General features: G+C 54.4%; 22 protein-coding genes. 7 read left to right on the top strand and 15 right to left on the bottom strand.

The window, feature by feature from the left end; translation table 11 throughout:
* Positions 1 to 2: 2 nt before the first annotated feature.
* The 7 genes from rffC to trxA all read right to left on the bottom strand — a co-directional run bounded on the left by rffC (position 3) and on the right by trxA (position 7,459).
* Positions 3 to 680, bottom strand: a complete 678-nt coding sequence (rffC, locus tag MOQ06_RS19135; protein WP_242174423.1) for a dTDP-4-amino-4,6-dideoxy-D-galactose acyltransferase — start codon at positions 678 to 680, stop codon at positions 3 to 5.
* Positions 677 to 1,939: a UDP-N-acetyl-D-mannosamine dehydrogenase gene (gene wecC / locus MOQ06_RS19130; protein WP_242174422.1), complete on the bottom strand. Its 1,263-nt coding sequence runs from the start codon at positions 1,937 to 1,939 to the stop codon at positions 677 to 679. The genes rffC and wecC overlap by 4 nt, the downstream gene beginning before the upstream one ends.
* Positions 1,936 to 3,066 (bottom strand): UDP-N-acetylglucosamine 2-epimerase (non-hydrolyzing), encoded by a 1,131-nt coding sequence (gene wecB, locus MOQ06_RS19125; protein WP_242174421.1) that lies wholly within the window; start codon positions 3,064 to 3,066, stop codon positions 1,936 to 1,938. Before wecB ends, wecC begins: the two co-directional genes overlap by 4 nt.
* 56 nt (positions 3,067 to 3,122) lie before the next feature.
* Positions 3,123 to 4,169 (bottom strand): ECA polysaccharide chain length modulation protein, encoded by a 1,047-nt coding sequence (gene wzzE, locus MOQ06_RS19120; protein WP_148421649.1) that lies wholly within the window; start codon positions 4,167 to 4,169, stop codon positions 3,123 to 3,125.
* Positions 4,170 to 4,182: 13 nt separating this feature from the next.
* Positions 4,183 to 5,286: a UDP-N-acetylglucosamine--undecaprenyl-phosphate N-acetylglucosaminephosphotransferase gene (gene wecA / locus MOQ06_RS19115; RefSeq protein WP_001050933.1), complete on the bottom strand. Its 1,104-nt coding sequence runs from the start codon at positions 5,284 to 5,286 to the stop codon at positions 4,183 to 4,185.
* A 242-nt stretch (positions 5,287 to 5,528) separates the two neighbouring features.
* Complete coding sequence (gene rho / locus MOQ06_RS19110) at positions 5,529 to 6,788, bottom strand: transcription termination factor Rho (protein ID WP_001054528.1); 1,260 nt, start codon at positions 6,786 to 6,788, stop codon at positions 5,529 to 5,531.
* A 341-nt stretch (positions 6,789 to 7,129) separates the two neighbouring features.
* Positions 7,130 to 7,459, bottom strand: coding sequence for a thioredoxin TrxA (trxA, locus tag MOQ06_RS19105; protein WP_006812392.1), 330 nt, complete (start codon positions 7,457 to 7,459; stop codon positions 7,130 to 7,132).
* A gap of 144 nt (positions 7,460 to 7,603) precedes the next feature.
* Between trxA and rhlB the strand changes: the two genes are divergently transcribed.
* A complete protein-coding gene (gene rhlB, locus MOQ06_RS19100; RefSeq protein WP_148421650.1) occupies positions 7,604 to 8,872 on the top strand; it encodes an ATP-dependent RNA helicase RhlB in 1,269 nt (422 codons plus the stop codon).
* A gap of 6 nt (positions 8,873 to 8,878) precedes the next feature.
* Positions 8,879 to 10,363, top strand: a complete 1,485-nt coding sequence (gene gppA / locus MOQ06_RS19095; RefSeq protein ID WP_242174420.1) for a guanosine-5'-triphosphate,3'-diphosphate diphosphatase — start codon at positions 8,879 to 8,881, stop codon at positions 10,361 to 10,363.
* Positions 10,364 to 10,405: 42 nt separating this feature from the next.
* Here gppA and rep read toward each other — a convergent pair whose 3' ends face one another.
* The gene (gene rep / locus MOQ06_RS19090) at positions 10,406 to 12,430 is read right to left on the bottom strand and encodes a DNA helicase Rep (protein WP_193355356.1); all 2,025 of its coding nucleotides are present in this window, start codon (positions 12,428 to 12,430) and stop codon (positions 10,406 to 10,408) included.
* Positions 12,431 to 12,515: 85 nt separating this feature from the next.
* Here rep and ppiC point away from each other — a divergent pair, with 85 nt between their 5' ends.
* Positions 12,516 to 12,797 carry a peptidylprolyl isomerase PpiC gene (ppiC, locus tag MOQ06_RS19085; RefSeq protein ID WP_006812396.1) on the top strand — a complete coding sequence of 94 codons (282 nt, stop codon included), beginning with the start codon at positions 12,516 to 12,518 and terminating at the stop codon, positions 12,795 to 12,797.
* Between the two features lie 52 nt (positions 12,798 to 12,849).
* On the opposite strand, the gene cysE is transcribed toward ppiC, so the two are convergent.
* The 5 genes from cysE to MOQ06_RS19060 all read right to left on the bottom strand — a co-directional run bounded on the left by cysE (position 12,850) and on the right by MOQ06_RS19060 (position 15,960).
* Positions 12,850 to 13,671, bottom strand: coding sequence for a serine O-acetyltransferase (gene cysE, locus MOQ06_RS19080; RefSeq protein WP_012908151.1), 822 nt, complete (start codon positions 13,669 to 13,671; stop codon positions 12,850 to 12,852).
* Between the two features lie 75 nt (positions 13,672 to 13,746).
* A complete protein-coding gene (gene gpsA / locus MOQ06_RS19075) occupies positions 13,747 to 14,766 on the bottom strand; it encodes an NAD(P)H-dependent glycerol-3-phosphate dehydrogenase (RefSeq protein ID WP_148421653.1) in 1,020 nt (339 codons plus the stop codon).
* Positions 14,766 to 15,233, bottom strand: a complete 468-nt coding sequence (secB, locus tag MOQ06_RS19070; protein ID WP_003860835.1) for a protein-export chaperone SecB — start codon at positions 15,231 to 15,233, stop codon at positions 14,766 to 14,768. Before secB ends, gpsA begins: the two co-directional genes overlap by 1 nt.
* A gap of 32 nt (positions 15,234 to 15,265) precedes the next feature.
* Complete coding sequence (gene grxC / locus MOQ06_RS19065; RefSeq protein WP_148421654.1) at positions 15,266 to 15,517, bottom strand: glutaredoxin 3; 252 nt, start codon at positions 15,515 to 15,517, stop codon at positions 15,266 to 15,268.
* 11 nt (positions 15,518 to 15,528) lie between these two features.
* Positions 15,529 to 15,960 carry a rhodanese-like domain-containing protein gene (locus tag MOQ06_RS19060; protein WP_003860840.1) on the bottom strand — a complete coding sequence of 144 codons (432 nt, stop codon included), beginning with the start codon at positions 15,958 to 15,960 and terminating at the stop codon, positions 15,529 to 15,531.
* Between the two features lie 250 nt (positions 15,961 to 16,210).
* Here MOQ06_RS19060 and gpmM point away from each other — a divergent pair, with 250 nt between their 5' ends.
* From gpmM to MOQ06_RS19045, 3 genes are read left to right on the top strand one after another with little or no spacing between them, the layout of a single operon-like run.
* A complete protein-coding gene (gene gpmM, locus MOQ06_RS19055; RefSeq protein ID WP_193355357.1) occupies positions 16,211 to 17,755 on the top strand; it encodes a 2,3-bisphosphoglycerate-independent phosphoglycerate mutase in 1,545 nt (514 codons plus the stop codon).
* A 33-nt stretch (positions 17,756 to 17,788) separates the two neighbouring features.
* A complete protein-coding gene (gene envC, locus MOQ06_RS19050; protein ID WP_242174457.1) occupies positions 17,789 to 19,048 on the top strand; it encodes a murein hydrolase activator EnvC in 1,260 nt (419 codons plus the stop codon).
* Positions 19,049 to 19,051: 3 nt separating this feature from the next.
* Positions 19,052 to 19,984 carry a divergent polysaccharide deacetylase family protein gene (locus tag MOQ06_RS19045; protein ID WP_148421657.1) on the top strand — a complete coding sequence of 311 codons (933 nt, stop codon included), beginning with the start codon at positions 19,052 to 19,054 and terminating at the stop codon, positions 19,982 to 19,984.
* Here the strand turns inward: MOQ06_RS19045 and MOQ06_RS19040 are convergent, their stop codons facing one another.
* Entirely contained in the window at positions 19,985 to 20,785 is an 801-nt protein-coding gene (locus MOQ06_RS19040) for a glycosyltransferase family 2 protein (RefSeq protein ID WP_242174419.1), read from the bottom strand.
* 287 nt (positions 20,786 to 21,072) lie between these two features.
* On the opposite strand from MOQ06_RS19040, the gene MOQ06_RS19035 reads away from it, so the two are divergent.
* On the top strand, positions 21,073 to 22,170 hold the full coding sequence (locus tag MOQ06_RS19035) for a glycosyltransferase family 9 protein (protein WP_148421659.1): 1,098 nt from the start codon (positions 21,073 to 21,075) through the stop codon (positions 22,168 to 22,170).
* Positions 22,171 to 22,198: 28 nt separating this feature from the next.
* Here MOQ06_RS19035 and tdh read toward each other — a convergent pair whose 3' ends face one another.
* Positions 22,199 to 23,227, bottom strand: a complete 1,029-nt coding sequence (gene tdh / locus MOQ06_RS19030; RefSeq protein ID WP_148421660.1) for an L-threonine 3-dehydrogenase — start codon at positions 23,225 to 23,227, stop codon at positions 22,199 to 22,201.
* Positions 23,228 to 23,231: the final 4 nt, after the last annotated feature.

Here is a 23,231-nt window from a genome sequence, read left to right as displayed (position 1 = left end):
TGTCACCTGTATAACCAGTAGGCGGTGGCGTCGATGCTGGCACCACTCGCGATATAACGTTTAAGCGCAGCGGTGTTGCCCATCTGGGTCGCTACCCGCAGCGTCGAAACCTGTTGTTGATGCGCCCAGTGCAGCGCCGCCTGCATGAGTTTCGCGCCCATGCCGCGACCGGCTAACAAACCGATGCGCGCTTCGCGCTCGTTGAGCTTGCGAAGCGAAACAAAGCCCTGAATCTGCCCCTCCGCAGCGCGGAACACCAGACAAACGTGGTCAAATGTGCCTTTAACCGCATTCTCAATCCACTGGGCATAAAAACGGCCGCTGTCATCAGGTGCATACCAGGGCGCACGAAAACGGCTCTGAGCGAAGGCCTGTGCCGCCATCTGGCGCAGCGCTGGAATATCCTGCTCTGATGCCACTTCCGCGCCCGGGGTGCCGTGAAGGGTCACGTTAATGGAGAGATCGACCTCACCTTCAACCAGCCGGAATCCGTGCTGCTGGAGCGCGTCCAGCAGATCGGCGCGGTCCGCCGGGATCTTCGCCTGTACGCGCTGCCAGGCGCTGAAGTCTGCGTCCTGCAAGGCAGGGGCATTCTCGCGCAAACGTACTATCGCCGAGGGGCGGGAAAAAAATGCGCTTTCCCACTCAAGCGATTCCAGCACGCCGTTGAGCGTACTCAACGCCACACGCCTTTAGTATCAACAATATACTTCTGGCGTACGGCATCACCGGAAACGGCTTTAAACGCGTTGTGATCCACCAGCAGTACCAGCACATCCGCCGTCGCCAGCGCGTCATCCAGTGCGGTAAGGGTACAGTGACCCGCAAGTTTTGCCGGCAGCTCATGAATATTCGGCTCAACCACCAGCGTTTCACCGCTGTGCCAGTGGGCGATCGTTTCGGCAATGGCCATCGCCGGGCTTTCGCGCAGATCGTCAATATTCGGTTTGAATGCCAGGCCAAAGCAGGCAATTTTCAGCTCGCTCGCGCGCTTGCCGCTCTCGGCCAGGCAATCGGCAACCGTGGCTTTAACCTGATTAAGCACCCACTGAGGTTTGTAGTCGTTCACTTCGCGCGCGGTACGGATCAGGCGCGCCTGTTCCGGGTTTTGCGCTACGATAAACCACGGGTCGACCGCAATACAGTGCCCGCCCACGCCCGGCCCCGGCTGAAGAATATTCACGCGCGGATGGCGGTTAGCAAGGCTGATCAGTTCCCAGACGTTAATCCCCCGATCGGCGCAAATCAGCGACAGCTCGTTTGCAAACGCGATGTTGACGTCGCGGAAGCTGTTTTCCGTCAGTTTGCACATTTCGGCGGTGCGGGAGTTGGTCACCACGCATTCGCCTTCAAGGAAGATCTTATACAGCTCGCTGGCGCGCGCGGAGCAGACTGGCGTCATGCCGCCAATCACGCGGTCATTTTTAATCAGTTCCACCATCACCTGGCCCGGCAGCACGCGCTCAGGGCAGTAGGCGATATTGATGTCGGCCTCTTCTCCCGCCTGCTGCGGGAAGCTGAGGTCGGGACGCGCCTCGGCCAGCCACTGCGCCATTTGCTCGGTTGCCCCAACAGGCGAAGTGGACTCAAGGATTACCAGCGCGCCTTTCCTGAGCACGGGCGCAATTGATTTTGCTGCCGCCTCGACGTAAGCCATGTCTGGCTCATGATCGCCTTTAAACGGGGTGGGAACAGCAATCAGGTACGCATCGGCTTCCACCGGCGTAGTGCTGGCACGCAGGAAGCCACCTTCCACCGCCTTTTTCACCACGCGATCGAGATCGGGCTCCACGATATGAATTTCGCCACGGTTGATAGTTTCCACCGCGCGCGCATTGATATCAACGCCGACAACCTGCTTTTGACGAGAGGCAAAGGCCGCGGCGGTAGGCAGCCCGATATAGCCAAGACCAACGACAGAGATGGTAGTAAAACTCATAGCGTTACCCGATTGTGTTTAAGTGCGTGCAAAATACGACCACAAGCCTGGCCATCACCGTACGGGTTATGGGCCCGGCTCATCGCCTGATACTCTTCTTCGTCATGCAGTAAGCGCGTGACCTCTTCGACGATACGACGCGGATCCGTTCCCACCAGACGTACCGTACCGGCAGTCACCGCTTCCGGACGTTCGGTGGTTTCACGCATCACCAGCACCGGTTTGCCGAGGGAAGGCGCTTCTTCCTGTATACCGCCGGAATCGGTCAGGATCAGCCAGGCGTGGTTCATCAGCCAGACAAACGGCATATAGTCCTGCGGCTCAATCAGGAGCACGTTCTCCACGTGGCTCAGGATACGGTTGACTGGTTCACTGACGTTAGGGTTAAGGTGCACCGGATAGACAATCTGCACGTCGTCGTTCTGCGCGGCGATTTCAGCCAGCGCATGGCAGATGTGCTCAAAGCCACGACCAAAGCTTTCGCGGCGGTGCCCCGTCACCAGAATCGTTTTCTTGCCGTTGTTCAGGAACGGATAGCGTGCAGCAAGTTCTGCCTGAAGCTCGCTGTTAGCCAGCACGCGGTCACGCACCCAAATCAGCGCGTCAATAACCGTATTGCCGGTAACAAAGATTTTGCTGTCGCTGATGTTTTCTCGCAGCAGGTTCTGACGTGAGTTTTCGGTTGGCGCAAAATGGTACATCGCCAGGTGGCCGGTGAGCGTGCGGTTGGCCTCTTCCGGCCACGGGGAATAAAGATTGCCGGTACGCAGACCCGCTTCAACATGGCCAACAGGGATACGCTGGTAGAACGCGGCCAGGCTGGTCGCCACGGTGGTGGTGGTGTCGCCGTGCACCAGCACCACATCTGGCCTGAACGACTCAAGGATAGGCTTTAACTCTTGCAAGATACGGCAGGTAATTTCCGTCAGTCCCTGCCCCGGTTTCATAATATTTAGATCGTAATCCGGGACGATAGAAAAGAGGGTTAAAACCTGATCGAGCATCTCGCGGTGCTGGGCAGTCACGCAGACTTTTGCTTCAATATCAGGATCTCTGGCCAGCGCATGAACCAGAGGCGCCATCTTAATGGCCTCCGGCCTGGTGCCAAATACGGTTAGTACTTTCACATCGATTCTCTTCGATTAGACGATGAAGGCCGCAGCCTTCATCGTAGACGGCGTTCTTAGTTTGTGCGGCGACGCATTAACGCCACGCCAGCGCCAGTCAGTGCGCCCACAATCCCCCACATGATCATCAGGAATGCGCGACGCGGACTATCGCGTTTTACAGGTTCTTCAGGCGTTCTCAAATAACGATAGGTCTGAAAACGCGGATCCAGCGTTGGACCAACGTTGAGCGTGTTGAGCATGGCGCGGTTTTGGTCGTAATCAAGATCGAAATCAGGGCCAACGGCCTGGATATTTTCCAGCCGGGCCTGAAGCATTGGACGACCAAGGAGGAACATTTCTGAGTCAGGGAGTTCATCAGCGGGAACATCCGTTTCGCTACGGGAAATATTGTGCTGTTCCGCAATTTTTAGCGCCTGCTCAATGTTGTGCACGCGTCGCGCGAAGATAGCTTTTGCAACCTCTTCCTGACGTTTCACCTGCGCTTTCATCTGGATAGTACGCGCAGCCCAGGCGCCTTTAAGTTCGTCATTCAGATGACTCGCCGCGCGCTGGCTGGCAAACGCGACATACTGACGCAGAAGATTATTGGCATCCGGCGCCGTTTCCGCGATCAGCTTTACGCTGTCGCTGACATTACGGAGCGCATCACCAGGCATAAACTGAATGTTGTTGATTAAATCATCCAGCAGCGCGGCATCCGCTTTGCTGTTACCGACCATGCGCTGCTTGTAGTAGTCCGTCTGAGACCAGAAATCACGGCGCGTATCCCATGACGCCAGCTGCATCACGAACTCTTTGTAGGATTCATCCATGACCGAGGCCTGATCCGGGGTCGCCAGATTGGCCTTGATATCAAGATTACGCAGGAACTGCTGCTGGGAGTAGTATCCTCCGAGCATATTTACCGTTGGTCGGTCCGTGATCGCCGTGGCGCTCCACTCCTGTTTTGCGAAGAAGGTGTAGGCTAGCGCCAACAGTGCGAACCCCAACGCGATCCCCACAATCCACAGCTTGCCTCGCCAAAGCACTCGAAACAAACCACGAATATCCAGCTCGTTCTCAGTTACCACTGATTTCGCTCCCGCCAACGGTTGAGTCATCATAGTCCCGGTTTTACTTAGTTAATGTTGTGTTTTTGCCACTGTTACGACGCATCCTGCGTTTTAAACGTTTAATGAAACGCGCGACTTTCCATGCACGCTTGATGCAGTAACCGTACATGAAAAATGCTAGCAAGAATAATACCAACATTACCCATTCAGGAATGAAATGTGCGTATTCCGCAGCAACGCCGATAGCAGCCAGAATGGCAGCCGCAAGCGTAATGAGCACAAATGCCTGACGGGACGTGAAACCGGCGCGCATAATCAGATGGTGAATATGCTGACGGTCGGGGGAGAATGGGCTCATCCCTTTACGCAGACGGCGGTACATAATGGCAACCATGTCCATCAGCGGGATTGCAATAATCCAGAGCGCCGTTACCGGGCTAATAGGATGCGTTTTACCCTGAGTGGTCTCCAGCAGAACCCAGATAACCGTAAAGCCAATGAGCGTACTGCCCGCATCGCCCATAAAGACCTTATAGCGACGTCCTAACACACCCAGGTTAAGGCAGATGTAAGGCAGGATGGCGGCAATCATGGCAAAGCACCACATTGACAGGCTGTACTGGCCGTCAAACCATAAAATGATGCCGATAGCGCCAAACGAAACAGAGGACAACCCGCCAAGCAGGCCGTCTATACCGTCAACCATGTTGAAGGCATTGATGGCGGCCCAGACGGCAAACAGCGTCAGGAAGAAGCCGAATGGCCCAAGCACAAGCTCCCAGGGACCAAACACGTAGCCCAGGCTTCTGAGATAGAGACCGCCCACCACCATCATAATGATGCCGATGGCCGCCTGTACCGTGGCGCGGAACTTCACGCTGATATCAAAACGGTCATCAAGGGCGCCGACTAACACCAGCACGCCTGCACATGCCAGGTAGAGCGCGGCATGAGGAATGTAGTAATCCGCGATCCCGAATGTGAAACAGATGCCTGCGTACACCGAAATACCGCCCACCAGCGGAATAAGCCCCTGATGGCGTTTACGGAAATTCGGTTTGTCCACTAACCCAATTCTTTTTGCTACCTTGCGCGCAATGAACAAAAAACAGGTTGTGAATAAAAAAATACTGATCAGCTCAGTTACTGCAGTGAGTAGATTCACAATGGATTGCTCTCAACAAATGTTAGTCCCGGAAGTATAACCATGAAGCCTCTGCCTCAGAAGGATTAAAGACGGCCTCTCACAACTCCCTTTGTATATTTTTCAATCAATTATTTCTTTGACTGTACAAACCTGCTTATTGTCGCACCGACCGGTCAAAATTGGGAGTGTGTGGTAATAGCGTATAGTCCATAAATAAAAAACGCCACGTAAAAACGTGGCGTTTACTGGGAATATTTGCGTTACGAGCGTTTCATCATGTCGAAGAAATCGTCGTTCGTTTTGGTCATCGCCAGTTTGTTAATGAGGAATTCCATGGCGTCGATCTCACCCATTGGGTGAATGATTTTGCGCAGGATCCACATTTTCTGTAGCTCTTCCTGAGTGGTAAGCAGCTCTTCTTTACGGGTACCGGAACGGTTGTAGTCGATAGCCGGGAAGACGCGTTTTTCTGCGATCTTACGAGAAAGGTGCAGCTCCATGTTGCCTGTCCCTTTAAACTCTTCGTAGATAACTTCGTCCATTTTGGAGCCCGTATCGATCAGCGCCGTCGCGATAATGGTCAGGCTACCGCCCTCTTCCACGTTACGCGCCGCACCGAAGAAACGCTTCGGACGGTGCAGGGCGTTGGCGTCCACACCACCGGTCAGTACTTTACCGGAAGCCGGCACGACGGTGTTGTAGGCACGCGCCAGACGCGTAATGGAGTCGAGGAGGATGATCACGTCTTTTTTGTGCTCAACCAGGCGTTTTGCCTTCTCGATAACCATTTCGGCAACCTGAACGTGGCGAGATGCCGGTTCGTCGAAGGTAGACGCAACCACTTCACCTTTCACCAGACGCTGCATCTCGGTCACTTCTTCAGGACGTTCGTCAATCAGCAGCACCATCAGCACGCAGTCTGGGTGGTTGTAGGCAATGCTCTGCGCGATGTTTTGCAGCAGCATGGTTTTACCCGCTTTTGGCGGTGCCACAATCAGACCACGCTGACCACGACCGATTGGCGAGGCCAGATCCAGAACGCGAGCGGTTAAGTCTTCAGTCGACCCGTTACCACGCTCCATGCGCAGGCGTGAGTTCGCGTGCAGCGGCGTTAAGTTCTCGAACAGGATCTTATTGCGCGAGTTTTCCGGTTTGTCGTAGTTAACTTCGTTAACCTTCAACAGCGCAAAGTAGCGTTCACCCTCTTTTGGAGGACGAATCTTACCTGAAATGGTGTCACCAGTGCGGAGGTTGAAACGGCGGATTTGGCTAGGGGATACGTAGATGTCGTCAGGGCCGGCGAGGTAGGAGCTGTCTGCAGAGCGGAGGAAACCAAATCCGTCTTGCAATATCTCCAGCACACCGTCGCCAAAGATATCTTCGCCACTCTTAGCGTGCTGCTTCAGGATGGCGAAAATGATGTCCTGCTTGCGCATACGAGCCTGGTTTTCCAGTCCCATATTTTCGCCGAGAGTGATCAGCTCAGAAACCGGCGTATTCTTTAATTCGGTAAGATTCATAATGGTGTGGGTTCTTAAACTCGGGGTGATTCTCGAACTTAATGTTGTGAATGGTATGGCAGGGTCATCCATGCCTGTTTAGCGGCCATCACCTCATGTCTGTTCGCTGTCTGGTCACAGGGAAAGAACGCAGAACTGAAACGACAAGACGGATTGAGTGACAAGCCCGGAATCTAGTAACTTCACGCACTGTTTATGTTAACAACGGGAAGTATCGGGTAAAACAAGATTCAAACAACAAGATATGTTTAAAACGTAGTCATAGCTAACTTAGCACGACTAAAGCCGGGCGTCCAGAGTTCACCATTAATTAGGCGATCTGGACGCTCGGCTGAGAAACCTTACGCCAGGTTAGCGTCCAGGAACTCTTTCAGTTGACCTTTGGACAGTGCGCCCACTTTGGTCGCCGCCACGTCGCCGTTTTTGAACAGCAGCAGGGTCGGAATGCCACGGATACCGTATTTTGGCGCGGTGCCCGGGTTCTGGTCGATGTTCAGCTTGGCAACGGTCAGTTTGCCCTGATATTCGTCAGCGATTTCATCCAGAATCGGAGCGATCATTTTGCAAGGACCACACCATTCAGCCCAGAAATCAACGAGGATCAGCCCGTCAGCTTTAAGTACGTCCGTGTCAAAACTGTCGTCAGTCAGGTGAATAATTTTATCGCTCATATATAACTCCACAGGAATAAGCCTGGTACGTTGGTTTTATCTCCACCAACGACGTGTTGATGTCGCATTAACCAACTAAAGGTTGACTTTATTTCACCGGATACGCTTTCGTAAAGCAATAGTAAGCTGATATTCTACCACACTATGAGCAAAACACATTTAACAGAACAGAAGTTTTCCGACTTCGCCCTGCACCCGAAGGTGATCGAAGCCCTTGAAACAAAAGGGTTTCATAACTGCACGCCCATTCAGGCTCTCGCCCTGCCGCTGACGCTGGCCGGTCGCGACGTTGCAGGGCAGGCGCAAACCGGTACCGGCAAAACGATGGCGTTTTTAACGTCAACGTTTCATTATTTACTTTCTCATCCGGCGATTGCAGACCGCAAAGTTAACCAGCCGCGCGCGCTAATTATGGCCCCGACGCGAGAACTGGCGGTACAGATCCACGCAGACGCTGAGCCTCTGGCGCAAGCCACCGGCCTGAAACTCGGCCTGGCTTATGGCGGGGACGGTTACGATAAGCAGCTGAAGGTGCTGGAAAGCGGCGTGGATATCCTGATTGGGACCACTGGCCGTCTTATCGACTACGCCAAACAGAACCATATCAACCTCGGCGCAATCCAGGTGGTGGTGTTGGATGAAGCAGACCGCATGTACGATCTGGGCTTCATCAAAGATATCCGCTGGCTGTTCCGCCGTATGCCTGCCGCAGACCAGCGCCTGAACATGCTGTTCTCCGCAACCCTGTCATACCGCGTGCGTGAACTCGCATTCGAGCAGATGAACAACGCCGAATATGTAGAAGTGGAACCGGAGCAGAAAACCGGCCACCGCATTAAAGAAGAGCTCTTCTATCCATCTAATGAAGAGAAAATGCGCCTGCTGCAAACGCTGATCGAAGAAGAGTGGCCGGATCGCGCCATTATCTTTGCTAACACCAAGCACCGCTGTGAAGATATCTGGGGCCACCTGGCGGCAGATGGTCACCGCGTAGGCCTGCTGACCGGCGACGTTGCGCAGAAAAAACGCCTGCGTATTCTCGAAGAATTTACCCGCGGCGACCTCGATATTCTGGTCGCAACCGACGTGGCGGCCCGTGGCCTGCATATTCCAGCCGTGACGCACGTCTTTAACTACGACCTGCCAGACGACTGCGAAGACTATGTACACCGTATCGGTCGTACCGGTCGTGCGGGCGCAAGCGGTCACTCTATTAGCCTCGCGTGTGAAGAGTATGCGCTGAATCTTCCGGCCATTGAGACCTATATCGGTCACTCTATTCCGCAGAGCAAATACAACCCGGACGCGCTGTTAAGCGAGCTGCCGCCGCCTAAGCGCCTGACCCGCCCGCGCTCCGGCAATGGCCCGCGTCGTTCCGGCGGCGCACCGCGTAATCGTCGTCGTTCAGGTTAAGAAAATATGCTCAGCTCCACCTCGCTTTATGCGGCAATCGATCTCGGTTCGAATAGCTTTCATATGCTGGTTGTGCGCGAGGTGGCAGGAAGCATACAAACGCTGACGCGCATCAAGCGCAAGGTCCGCCTCGCGGCGGGCCTGAGCGGCGATAACCACCTCTCTCCTGAAGCCATGGAACGTGGCTGGCAGTGCCTGCGTCTGTTTGCCGAACGTCTGCAGGATATCCCCCTCAGTCAAATTCGCGTTGTTGCCACGGCAACCCTTCGTCTGGCGGTTAACGCTGGCGATTTCATAGCCAGAGCGCAGGACATTCTGGGCTGCCCGGTGCAGGTCATCAGCGGTGAAGAAGAAGCGCGCCTGATCTATCAGGGTGTAGCGCACACTACCGGCGGGGACGATCGCCGTCTGGTCGTGGATATTGGCGGAGCAAGTACCGAACTGGTGACCGGCACGGGCGCACAGGCTACGTCGCTTTTCAGCCTGTCGATGGGCTGCGTGACCTGGCTGGAGCATTACTTTACCGACCGCAACCTGGCGAAAGAAAACTTTGATGAAGCGGAAAACGCTGCACGTGAAGTGCTGCGCCCGGTCATGGACGAACTGCGCTATCACGGCTGGAAAGTCTGCGTAGGGGCATCCGGAACCGTACAGGCGTTGCAGGAGATCATGATGGCGCAGGGGATGGACGAGCGGATCACGCTTGCCAAGCTCCAGCAGCTGAAACAGCGCGCCATCCAGTGTGGTCGCCTGGAAGAGCTTGAAATTGAGGGGCTGACGCTCGAACGCGCGCTGGTTTTCCCAAGCGGGCTCGCCATTCTGATCGCCATTTTCACCGAGCTGAATATCCAGTGTATGACGCTGGCAGGCGGCGCGCTGCGCGAAGGTCTGGTTTACGGAATGCTGCACCAGTCTGTCGATCAGGACATCCGTAGCCGCACGCTGCGTAACGTTCAGCGCCGCTTTATCGTCGATACCGACCAGGCGCAGCGGGTGAGCCAGCTGGCCTCATTGTTTGCCGATCAGGTAAAGAAAAGCTGGGATATTGAACCTTTAAGCCGCGATCTGCTGCTTAGCGCCTGCGCGTTACATGAAATTGGTTTGAGCGTGGAGTACAAGCAGGCGCCGCTGCACGCGGCCTGGCTGGTGCGCAATCTCGATTTGCCGGGCTTTACGCCCGCGCAGAAGAAGCTGCTGGCCACCCTGTTGCTGAACCAGACCAACGCCGTCGATCTCTCTTCGCTTCATCAGCAGAACGCTGTGCCCCCGCGCGTGGCAGAGCATCTTTGCCGCCTGCTGCGCCTGGCCATTCTGTTTGCCAGCCGCCGTCGCGATGATTTGCTGCCGGACATTACGCTGGTGGCGGACGATGAGAAACTGACGCTGACGCTGCCGAAAAACTGGCTTGAAGATCACCCGCTTGGCGCAGAACTGGTTGAGCAGGAGTTCCAGTGGCAAAGCTATGTGCACTGGGCGCTTGAGGTGAAGTAATCGGCTGTACAGTGCCGGGTGCGCTTTCCCGGCCTGCAAAAATTATCCTTTCTCTTTGGCTTTTGCCAGCATCGCGCGTATGTTTGCCACGTTTGCCTGGCCTTTGTGCATGCGCTCTTCAGCGGTAATGACTTTGCGTTCCTGCTCCCAGATAAGATCGTCCTGCGGCAACTCCAGCAGGAAACGGCTCGGCTCCGGGCGCACCAGCTCGCCGTACTGGCGGCGCTCTTTGCACAGCGTGAACGTCAGCTCTTTCTGCGCACGGGTGATCCCCACGTAGGCCAGACGGCGCTCTTCGTCGACGTTATCTTCATCGATGCTGCTCTGGTGCGGCAGTAACCCCTCTTCCATACCCACCAGATAGACATACGGGAACTCCAGCCCTTTCGACGCATGCAGCGTCATCAGCTGAACCTGATCGGCCTCTTCTTCAGTTTCGCCGCGCTCCATCATATCGCGCAGCGTGAAGCGGGTGACCACCTGCGTCAGGGTCATTGGCTCGTCTATCTCAGAACCCTCCAGCATTTCGGTCATCCAGCTGAAGAGCTGGTTAACGTTTTTCATACGCATCTCTGCCGCTTTCGGGCTGGCGGAGGTTTCGTACAGCCAGGATTCATAGTCAATGCCGTGGATCAGATCGCGTACCGCCGCCACGGGCTCGCGCTCGGCCAGGCGCTGCACCTCACCCAGCCAGTGGGTGAAGCGGGTCAAGGAGTCATAACCGCGCCCGGTCAGGGTCTGGCTCAGCCCCATGTCGAAGCTGGCGGTAAACAGGCTCTTGTTGCGGGTCATCGCCCATTCGCCCAGCTTTTGCAGCGTCGCAGGGCCAATCTCGCGCTTCGGCGTGTTCACGATACGCAGAAAGGCGCTGTCGTCGTCCGGATTCGTCAGCACGCGCAGATAGGCCAGCAGATCCTTGATTTCAGGACGCGAGAAGAACGACGTGCCGCCGGAAATTTTGTACGGAATGCGGTTCTGCATCAGCATCTTTTCAAAGACGCGGGACTGGTGGTTACCGCGATAGAGGATCGCATAATCCTTGTATTCGGTTTTGTTGACGAAGTGGTGGGCAATCAGCTCCCCCGTTACGCGCTCCGCTTCGTGCTCTTCGTTATTGGCGCTAAGCACTTTCAGTTCGGTACCGTAGCCCAGCTCGGAAAACAGACGCTTCTCAAACACGTGCGGGTTATTGGCAATCAGGATGTTCGCCGCCTTCAGAATGCGTCCGGAGGAACGGTAGTTCTGCTCCAGTTTAATCACCTGCAACGCCGGAAAGTCTTTGCTCAGCAGCACCAGGTTTTGCGGACGCGCGCCGCGCCAGGAGTAAATGGACTGGTCGTCGTCGCCTACGACGGTAAAGCGAGCCCGCTGTCCTACCAGCAGCTTAACCAGCTCGTACTGGCTGGTGTTGGTATCCTGATATTCATCCACCAGCAGGTAGCGGATTTTGTTCTGCCAGCGCTCGCGCACCTCTTCGTTACGCTGGAGCAGCAGCGTCGGCAGCAGGATCAGATCGTCGAAATCCAGCACGTTACACGCTTTCATATGCGCGTCGTACAGCCCGTAGCAGTGGGCGAAAATGCGATCGCGCTCGCCTTTGGCGCTCGCCGCCGCCTGGGCTGGCGTCATCAGATCGTTTTTCCAGTTGGAGATCGTCGAGATCAGCTGTTGCAGCAGAACCTTGTCGTCCTCAATCAGCCCTTCCGTCAGCTCTTTAAGCAGCGCCACCTGGTCAGTGTCATCGAATAACGAAAAGTTGGACTTCATCCCCAGCGCCGCGTATTCACGCTTGATGATATCCAGACCCAGCGTGTGGAAGGTGGAGATCATCAGCCCGCGCGCCTCTTTACGGCCCAGCGTCTGGCCCACGCGCTCTTTCATTTCGCGCGCCGCTTTGTTGGTAAAGGTGACCGCCGCGATATGGCGCGCCTGGTATCCGCAGCCGCGAATCAGATGGGCGATTTTGTTGGTGATCACGCGTGTTTTACCGGATCCCGCCCCCGCCAGCACCAGGCATGGTCCGGTGACGAATTCGACAGCTTGTTGTTGTCCGGGGTTTAAACGCATAAACGATCGCTCAATGAAAGTAGGGAGAGGAGGAAAAACGCGTGGTAGTATACCGATCGTAAACTAGTCGACTCAAGGCACGATCATGGCAAAAACAGCAGCAGCACTGCATATCCTTGTTAAAGAAGAGAAACTGGCACAGGATCTTCTGGAGCAGATCAAAAACGGCGCCGACTTCGGCAAGCTGGCGAAGAAGCACTCTATTTGCCCGTCAGGCAAACGCGGTGGTGATTTAGGCGAGTTCCGCCAGGGCCAGATGGTTCCGGCATTTGATAAAGTGGTCTTCTCCTGCCCGGTGCTGGAGCCAACCGGCCCGCTGCACACGCAGTTCGGATATCACATTATCAAAGTGTTATACCGCAACTAATCCAAAGCCCGGTGCATTCACTCACCGGGCTTTTTTTCAGGATTGCCGGCGCTTAAATTCCATCGCCGTATTCGAAGGTGTGGTGGATCCCGTTGAAGTGCTGATCCATATCCATCGACGGTTTATCGCTGTCTGGCTTACCGACGATGCGCGCCGGAACGCCAGCGGCAGTGGTATGCGGCGGTACCGGCTGTAGCACAACCGACCCCGCGCCAATCTTCGCTCCGCGTCCGACTTCGATATTGCCCAGGATTTTAGCGCCTGCGCCAATCATCACCCCTTCACGAATTTTCGGATGGCGATCGCCGCTGGTTTTACCGGTACCGCCCAGCGTAACGGATTGCAGGATCGACACGTCATCCTCAATCACCGCCGTTTCCCCGACGACAATGCCGGTGGCGTGATCGAGCATGATCCCGCGACCAATCTTAGCCGCCGGATGGATATCCACCTGGAAGGTCACGGAGACCTGGTTTTGAAGGAAGATAGCCAGCGCGCGGCGGCCCTCTTTCCATAACCAGTGACCGATGCGGTACGCCTGTAAGGCGTGAAAGCCTTTGAGATACAGCAGCGGCGTGGAATATTTATCGACGGCCGGATCACGCGTGCGCACGGCCTGAATATCACAGGCGGCAGAGGCGATCATCTCCGGATCTGCGGCGTAGGCCTCTTCCACCACTTCGCGGATGGCGATAGCAGGCATGATAGGGGAAGCCAGCTTATTGGCGAGCATATAGCTCAGGGCGCTGCCGAGATTTTCGTGCTTGAGTAGCGTCGCGTGATAGAAACTGGCCAGCATAGGCTCACAGTCTGCCAATGCTCGCGCTTCGGCTTTAATATTGTTCCAGACGATATCCAGTTCTTCACACGGCATTGCTTGCTCCAGACGATAGTTAATGACCAGCCAGTTCTGCGCTGGCTGGGTCATTCAGGTGACGATATTTCCCGGCTAATTGCTGCTGCGCTCGTCCTTGCGCGCACGACCTAATAAGGTCAATGCTGCCTCGCGCGCATTTTTTCCGCAATACAATACCTGATAAATTTCCTCGGTTATTGGCATTTCGACACCAAAACGGTGCGCCAATTCGCGAACTTCTTTGGTATTGCGATAGCCTTCAACCACCTGACCAATCTTCTCCTGCGCGCTTTTAACATCGCTGCCCTGTCCGAGCATCATGCCAAAGCGGCGGTTACGCGACTGGTTGTCGGTGCAGGTCAGCACCAGGTCGCCCAGGCCCGCCATCCCCATAAAGGTGGCCGGATCGGCACCCAGCGCTTCGCCAAGGCGGGACATTTCGGTCAGCCCGCGGGTGATCAGCGCCGTACGCGCATTCGCGCCGAAACCGATGCCGTCGGACATCCCGGCGCCAATAGCAATGACGTTCTTCACCGCACCGCCCAGCTGCACGCCGATAAAATCGGGGTTACTGTACACGCGGAAGCTCTTGCCGCAGTGCAGCAGCTGCTGGAGATCGTCGGAGAAGGCCTGGTCGGTGGATGCCAGCGAAATCGCTGTCGGCAGGCCAGCAGCCAGCTCTTTGGCAAAGGTCGGCCCGGAGATCACCGCCAGGGGGATCTCTGTACCCAGCGCTTCGCGGGCAACGTCCTGCAACAGACGTCCGGTTTCGGCTTCCAGCCCCTTCGTCGCCCACACTACGCGCGCATCCGCACGCATCAGCGGCTTAATCTGACGCAGCACTTCGCCAAACACATGGCTCGGCACCACAATCAGAATATTGCGGCTGGCGGCCAGCGCGGTCGCAAGGTCGCTTTCCAGATGCAGGGAATCAGGGAACGGAACGTCCGGGAGAAACGCGACGTTGCAGCGGTCGTGTTGCAACGTCGCGATATGTTTTGGATCGTGGCCCCACAGGACCACGTCGTGACCATTTCTTGCCAGCGTGATGGCAAGAGCGGTGCCGTAAGAGCCGGCACCGATCACAGTCATTGACGCATTAACAGTGCTCATCAGGCATCCTGATGTTGTTCGGCACCTTCGCCAGCCTGCTGTTGCAGGTAGTTCATGAACAGCGCATCAAAGTTCACTGGCGCAAGGTTCAGCTGTGGGAACGTACCGCGAGAAACCAGGCTGGTGATGCATTCACGTGCATACGGGAACAGGATGTTCGGGCAGTATGCACCCAGGCAATGCGCCATCTGGTTGCCTTCAATACCGCCGATGGAGAAGATGCCGCCCTGCTGTACTTCGCACAGGAATGCAGTTTCTTCGCCCAGAGAAGCGGTTACGGTTACACGCAGTACGACTTCATACACGTCATCCGCCAGCTGGGTGGATGCGGTATCCAGATCAAGTTTAACCTCTGGCTGCCAGTCTTTCTGGAAAACGTGCGGCGCATTTGGCGCTTCGAAAGAGACATCCTTAGTGTAGATGCGCTGGATCTGGAAAGTCATTTCGGTGTTGTTTTGTTCTGACATGGAAAAACCCTTTTTAATTGTCCTAAAGTCTCTTAGCGCAGCAGCGGATCGAGTCCACCACGCGCGTCGAGCGCATACAAGTCATCACAGCCGCCAATGTGCTGCGCATCAATAAAAATCTGTGGAACCGTCGTGCGGCCACTGCGTTGGATCATCTCTTCGCGTTTAATCGCGTCACCATCGATCGGCAGTTCCTTGAACGTTACGCCTTTGCTGGTCAGCAGCGCTTTCGCCCGGTGGCAGAACGGGCACGTTGCTTTGGTGTAGATCTCAATATTGGCCATCACTTAACTCCTTATTTGCCGCGCACTAAAGGAAGATTCTCCCCGCTCCAGCCGGAAATGCCTTCTTTCAGTACCGTTACGTTTTCAAAACCTGCTTTATGCAGTGCGTTGGCAGATTCCTGCGCCTGCATGCCGGTGCCGTCAACAACGATAATCGGCTGGGCTTTATGCTTCTCCAGCTCACCAATGTTGTTTGCTTTGATTTCCGCAGGCAGCAGGTTGATAGCACCTGCAATGTGGCCCTTACGGAAATCGTCGCGCTGACGCAGATCAACCACAACGGCGTCCTCTTTGTTGATCAGACGAGTCGCTTCACCGCGGGTGATCACCTTAATTTTAGACGTCAGTCCCTTAAATGTGGTGAACAGTACAGCGACCAGCAGGCCAATCCACGCGATGCTCAGGACCGGATGGCGGCTAACGAATTGCATAATTTCTTGCATGGGGGGTAACTACTCCCGACGTAGTGATTAAAAAAAACCAGGACAGGAGTATACCTGTGCGTTGTGGCAAATACAGCCAGCGACATAAAGCTAATCTATTTTCTGCGGCATGCCACGTAAAAAAAAGCCTCAAAATGTCCTGAGAACAGCATTGCCTCCACGCTTTCTTTGATCTTCTGCGGCTATTTTATCGATTCAGCTGTAGTAAAATTACGCAAAATTTTTGTCTCTTGAGCATGAGGTTGTCGCAATGTCGGTGTCTAAAAAACCTATGGTACTGGTGATTCTGGATGGCTATGGCTACCGTGAAGATCAACAGGATAATGCCATTTTCAACGCCAAAACCCCGGTTATGGATGCGCTATGGGCAAAACGTCCCCACACGCTGATTGATGCGTCTGGCCTGGAAGTGGGTCTGCCAGATCGCCAGATGGGTAACTCTGAAGTGGGTCACGTTAACCTTGGCGCGGGCCGTATCGTTTATCAGGACCTGACGCGTCTGGACGTTGAAATCAAAGAACGTACCTTCTTTGCCAACCCAACGCTCACCGGGGCGGTTGATAAAGCCGTTGCCGCAGGTAAAGCCGTTCACATTATGGGCCTGCTCTCTGCGGGCGGCGTTCACAGCCACGAAGATCACATCATGGCGATGGTAGAGCTGGCCGCCGAGCGCGGTGCAGAAAAAATCTATCTGCACGCGTTCCTGGATGGCCGTGATACGCCTCCGCGCAGCGCTAAAGGTTCTCTGGAAGCGTTTGAAAACAAATTCGCCGCGCTGGGCAAAGGCCGCGTGGCGTCCATCATTGGCCGTTACTATGCCATGGACCGCGACAACCGCTGGGATCGCGTAGAGCAGGCCTATGACCTGCTGACCCTGGCAAAAGGCGAGTTCCAGTACGCGACCGCCGTTGAAGGCCTGGAAGCCGCTTACGCGCGCGATGAAAACGACGAGTTCGTGAAGGCGACCGTTATTCGCGCTGAAGGCCAGGCCGATGCCGCCATGGAAGATGGCGATGCGCTGATCTTCATGAACTTCCGTGCTGACCGCGCGCGTGAAATCACCCGCGCCTTCGTCAACGCCGATTTCGACGGTTTCGCCCGTAAGAAGGTGGTGAAGATCGATTTCATCCAGCTGACCGAGTACGCAGCGGATATCAAAGCCCCTTGCGCTTATCCGCCCGCGTCGCTGGAAAATACCTTCGGTGAGTGGATGGCGAAAAACGATAAAACCCAGCTGCGTATTTCTGAAACTGAAAAGTATGCACACGTGACCTTCTTCTTTAACGGCGGCGTGGAAGAGCCGTTCAAAGGCGAAGACCGCATTCTGATTAACTCACCGAAAGTTGCGACGTACGATCTGCAGCCGGAGATGAGCTCCGCGGAGCTGACCGAAAAACTGGTGGCCGCGATCGAAAGCGGTAAATACGACACCATCATTTGTAACTACCCGAATGGCGATATGGTAGGCCACACCGGCGTGATGGAAGCCGCGGTGAAAGCGGTTGAAGCGCTGGATCGCTGCGTTGAGCAGGTTGCGAAAGCGGTCGAATCCGTAGGTGGCCAGCTGCTGATCACCGCCGACCACGGCAACGCGGAACAGATGCGCGATCCGGCAACGGGACAGGCGCATACCGCACATACCAACCTGCCTGTTCCGCTGATTTATGTAGGTGATAAATCAGTAAAAGCAGTGGAAGGCGGCAAGCTTTCCGACATCGCGCCAACCATGTTGTCGCTGATGGGTATGGAAATCCCTAAAGAGATGACTGGCAAGCCGCTGTTCATCGTGGAATAATCGCTCCCCATGAGGGGAAAGGCGATTTTTTCAATCACATGGGTCGTGAAGCCGCTTAGGTTATCAGTCAGACCTCTGCTTTACGCCAGCGCACTCAGCGCTGGCGTATTGCTGTGCGCCGCATCCGCCCACGCGGATGACCGCGACCAGCTTAAATCCATTCAGGCTGATATCGCCGCTAAAGAGCGCGCCGTACGCCAGCAGCAGCAGCAGCGTTCAGCCCTGCTTGCCCAGCTTAAAAAGCAGGAAGAGGCCATCTCCGCCGCCGCGCGTAAGCTGCGTGAAACGCAAAACATCCTTGCTCAGCTCAATAAGCAAATCGATGAAATGAACGCGTCGATTGCGAAACTGGAGCGTCAGCGTGACGCACAGGAGCGCAACCTTGCTGCACAGCTTGATGCCGCCTTCCGCCAGGGTGAGCACACCGGCCTACAGCTGATCCTCAGCGGTGAAGAGAGCCAGCGCGGGCAGCGCCTGCAAGCCTACTTTGGCTACCTGAACCAGGCGCGTCAGGAGACTATCGCGCAGCTCAAACAGACGCGCGAAGAGGTCACCATGCAAAAAGCCGAGCTGGAAGAGAAGCAGAGCCAGCAGCAGACGCTGCTCTACGAACAGCAGGCCCAGCAGGCGAAGCTTGAGCAGGCACGGAATGAACGTAAAAAGACGCTCGCCGGACTGGAGTCCTCTATTCAGGCAGGACAAAGCCAGTTGAGCGAAATGCGCGCCAACGAATCGAAGCTGCGTAACAGCATCGCCCGTGCGGAAGCCGCGGCCAAAGCGCGCGCTGAAAAAGAGGCGCGTGAAGCACAGGCCGTGCGTAATAAGCAGCAGGAAGCCTCCCGTAAAGGCACCACCTATAAGCCTACTGAAAATGAACGTTCCCTGATGTCGCGTACCGGCGGCCTCGGTTCACCTCGTGGCCAGGCCTACTGGCCCGTTCGCGGTACGATTCTGCATCGCTATGGCGAACAGTTGCAGGGTGAGCTACGTTGGAAGGGGATCGTTATCGGTGCGTCTGAAGGTAGCGAAGTGAAAGCCATCGCCGATGGTCGCGTTATTCTGGCCGACTGGCTGCAGGGTTACGGACTTGTGGTGGTGGTTGAACACGGTAAAGGCGACATGAGCCTTTACGGCTACAACCAGAGCGCGCTGGTCAGCGTCGGCACTCAGGTGCGCGCCGGCCAACCCATTGCCCTTGTGGGCAGCAGTGGCGGTCAGGGCCGCCCGTCACTCTATTTCGAAATTCGTCGCCAGGGTCAGGCGGTCAATCCACAGCCGTGGTTGGGAAGATAAGTTTTGCTTCAATTTCGTCGAATTATTCTCTCCGTCGTCAGCGCGCTGGCGCTGGCTGCACCGGTTTATGCAGGCAAACTCGCGATAGTGATCGATGACTTCGGTTATCGCCCACACTACGAAAATCAGGTGCTGGCGATGCCGTCAGCCATCTCCGTCGCCGTTCTTCCTAACGCGCCACATGCCCGTGAAATGGCGACGAAAGCCCACAATAGCGGCCATCAGGTCCTCATCCACCTGCCAATGGCACCGCTTAGCAAACAGCCGCTGGAAAAAGACACGCTTCGTCCGGATATGAGCAGCGACGAGATCGATCGCATCATCCGCGACGCCTACAACAAAGTGCCGTATGCCGTGGGCCTGAATAACCATATGGGCAGCGCGATGACCTCCAGCCTGTACGGCATGCTGAAAGTGATGCAGGCGCTGGAGCGTTACAATCTCTATTTCCTCGACAGCATGACCATCGGCAACAGCCAGGCAATGCGTGCCGCTCAGGGGACGGGCGTGAAGGTCATCAAGCGCAAGGTCTTCCTGGACGACTCCCAGAACGAGGCGGATATCCGCGTGCAGTTCAACCGTGCGGTACAGCTGGCGCGCCGTAACGGGTCGGCGATTGCCATCGGCCATCCGCATCCGTCTACCGTACGCGTGTTGCAGCAAATGCTGCCGACCTTACCTGCCGATATTACGCTGGTGCGTCCGGGCGATCTGCTCAATGAACCTCAGGTGGATACGTCTCGTCCGGGTAGCGCGCAGCCACCAGCAACACAACCGCGTAATCCGTTCCGCGGCGTGAAGCACTGCACGCTGAAACAGCCGCCTGAACCGGTGCATGCAACCCGCTTCTTCACGGTAATCAGCGAAAGCGTGAGCCAGAGTACGCTGGTGCAGTATTTCCAGCATCAGTGGCAGGGCTGGGGGAAAAAGTCGTAACTATCTAATAAGATGTGAATCCGTATGCTTTCGGGCTGCGGATTCCCCTTCATCCTGATGGCGATACCAGGCTTTGAAATATTTTAAAAAACTGTACAAGGTTGCATAGAGTCCCGTAACCACCCCAACTTTTCCCTGTCTCCATGCACCGCTAAATAAATACCATTTAAAGAAAGCACCAATAGCACTGACGATACCGCGTACGATTGAAGGTCTGGGTGCCTGATACTTTACCACTCGCGACGTATACGTATTTAACTTATCAAACACTTCATGCAGGGAATAAAAGGTATCGTGTCGAACATGACCCGGTATTCGCATCACCTGCCCTGCACCAACGGCTTTATCATCTACTGGTCGACTGTTAAATGTGACATAACGACGATTGAATAACCTCAAGGGATAGTCTGGGGAAGAAACCGGGTAGATTGTTCGGGTGCGCTCGCCTAACACATACCAGTAACGAGACAGACTCCACCCCCAGTCTGCTGGAGGTTCCTCTCTGGATTTTAGCGCGATGATATATTCCAGGGTATCTTCATCCAGTATTTCATCACTGTCCATGCATAAAACCCAATCGTTACTTGACCACGAAATGGCTATATTCATCTGTTCACCATGCATTGCATAGGGATGATAAATTGGTGAGATTCCATATTCTTCGAGAACAGATAACGTTTCATCATGGCTCCCGGAATCAACCACAACAATCTCATCCGCAATACGTATCAAAGGGGGTAAAACCTGATGTAACAAACGAGCAGAGTTGTACGTCAAAAGGCATACGGTTAGCTTGAACATATTGTCCCCTGATCTTAATCAATTCGATCATGAGAGGATAGCTTCAGCCATTACCACTGTCATATCCGGGTCTGAACCATAATTTTTATTTACAAAACGGTGCTGGCATTAGCGAGTAGGGGTGACGCACGTCAGAAACGGTATAAACCAGAGAGCATATAATTTAACTACTTGTTAAGTAACAATAAAATGATGCAAGCCACTCTCTGGCATCGCAATCATTCCTTTTGGCAGACGTTAAGATTATACTATCGTCAATATACTGCTTAAGTTGGTTTGGCGCGAACATGAAGAAAATTATTAGTTACCTAAAGGAAATTAACAGGCAACGAAACCATAAAACGAAAGAATTAAAAAGACGGTTAAAGCTACTTTCAGTAGCGCGCCAGCTCCATGATAAGCGGCAGGAAAAAATTGATGTTTCCCGTGTGAAGCGCATCCTTTTCCCTTTTGTAGACCTTGGAATTGGTGATGCTGTTTGCCACACCGGGACCTGGCATAGTTTAAAAGAGGCAGGGTATACGCTGCAGGTCATCGTCGAGGAACGAAATCGCGATTTATTCGAAAAAATGACGGATATTGATGAAGTTTATATTGTTGATATCAATAACATCGATGCAATGAACACCATCGAGACAGATTTAGTCATTAGCCATTACGCATGGATGAAAAGAAAAGAATTGTTCAATACGCTTCTCCTGCGTAAAGTGCATTATAAATATGCCGTTGGATTTGGCGGCTGGCTGGATAAGCCCTATAACTTAATGTTGCCAATTGATTCCGAGTTCCACATTACCCATCCTCAAAAAGAAATACTTAACATATTGAATGTTAAGCCTGAATTCCTTCGTTATTCGTTACCCGTTTTGCCGGAGCACGATGACTTTATTGACAGTTATCTGCAATCGCATTCTGGTAAAACGTGCGTTGTCCTCAACCCATTCGCAAGCGTTGCAGAGCGCAGCCTCTCGCCTTCACAGTTAGAAAAATTGGCGAATGAGATTACACAAAACCCAGATGTTCATGTGTTTATTATTGGCGAAGGTAAGAAACTTGCTGACCTCCACATTGAAAATAGCCAGGTCACCATTTGTCGTTTTAACTCGCTCTGGGATGCCATAACACTTATCAAAAAAGCCGATTTGATTGTCTCTGTAGATACAGCAATCGTACATATCGCCTGCGCCTTTGATAAAAAACTTATTGCTATCTATTTTTCCATGCTGCTGGATCATAATAAAAAATTCGAAGGCAATACCATTTTCGCGCCTGTTGGTAATAACTCAGAGCAGCTAATATTCGATAAACACCACAACAAACTTGATATCCAGTCTATTGCTGCAAAAGTACTCATCAAGCTTGGTTGCGAAAGAACTGCTGCATAAGTAAAAGGGGCCGTAGGCCCCTTTCTCATTATTTACCCCAGCTCAGAATCACTTTCCCTGATTGCCCGGAACGCATAGCGTCAAAGCCCTGCTGGAACTCATCGACAGAGAATCGATGGGTAATAATCGGGGACAGATCCAGGCCAGACTGAATTAATGCCGCCATCTTGTACCAGGTTTCGAACATTTCACGGCCATAGATGCCTTTAATGAACAGCCCCTTGAAGATCACTTTATTCCAGTCGATAGACATATCCGACGGCGGAATACCCAGCATCGCGATACGCCCGCCGTGGTTCATGGTGTCAAGCATGGTGCGGAACGCCGGTGGCGCACCGGACATCTCCAGACCCACGTCGAAGCCTTCAGTCATGCCCAGCTCTTCCATCACGTCGGTCAGGCTCTCCTTAGAGACGTCCACCGCGCGGGTAACGCCCATTTTACGTGCCAGCGACAGACGGTATTCGTTGACGTCGGTGATCACGACGTTACGCGCACCCACGTGCTTCGCCACCGCTGCCGCCATAATACCGATTGGGCCCGCACCGGAGACCAGCACGTCTTCACCCACCAGGTCGAAGGAGAGCGCCGTATGTACCGCATTGCCGAACGGGTCAAAGATTGAGGCCAGGTCGTCAGAGATATTGTCCGGAATTTTAAACGCGTTGAACGCCGGGATCACCAGATACTCCGCGAAGCAGCCCGGACGGTTTACGCCCACGCCGACGGTGTTGCGGCACAGGTGCGTACGACCACCGCGGCAGTTACGGCAGTGACCGCAGGTAATATGGCCTTCACCGGAGACGCGATCGCCGATGTTGAACCCTTTTACTTCCTGGCCGATGCCAACTACTTCACCCACATATTCATGGCCGACCACCATCGGGACAGGAATGGTTTTCTGTGACCACTGGTCCCAGTTGTAGATGTGAACGTCAGTACCGCAGATGGCGGTTTTACGAATTTTGATCAGCAGATCGTTATGACCGACTTCCGGCTCCGGCACGTCGGTCATCCAAATCCCTTCTTCCGCTTTCAGTTTGGATAACGCTTTCATCACA

The organism is Enterobacter sp. I4 (assembly GCF_022669095.1).
GTDB classification, from domain to species: Bacteria; Pseudomonadota; Gammaproteobacteria; order Enterobacterales; family Enterobacteriaceae; genus Enterobacter; species Enterobacter pasteurii.
The sequence above is the reverse complement of the archived record's forward strand: the minus strand, read 5'-3'. Positions and strand labels throughout refer to the sequence as shown.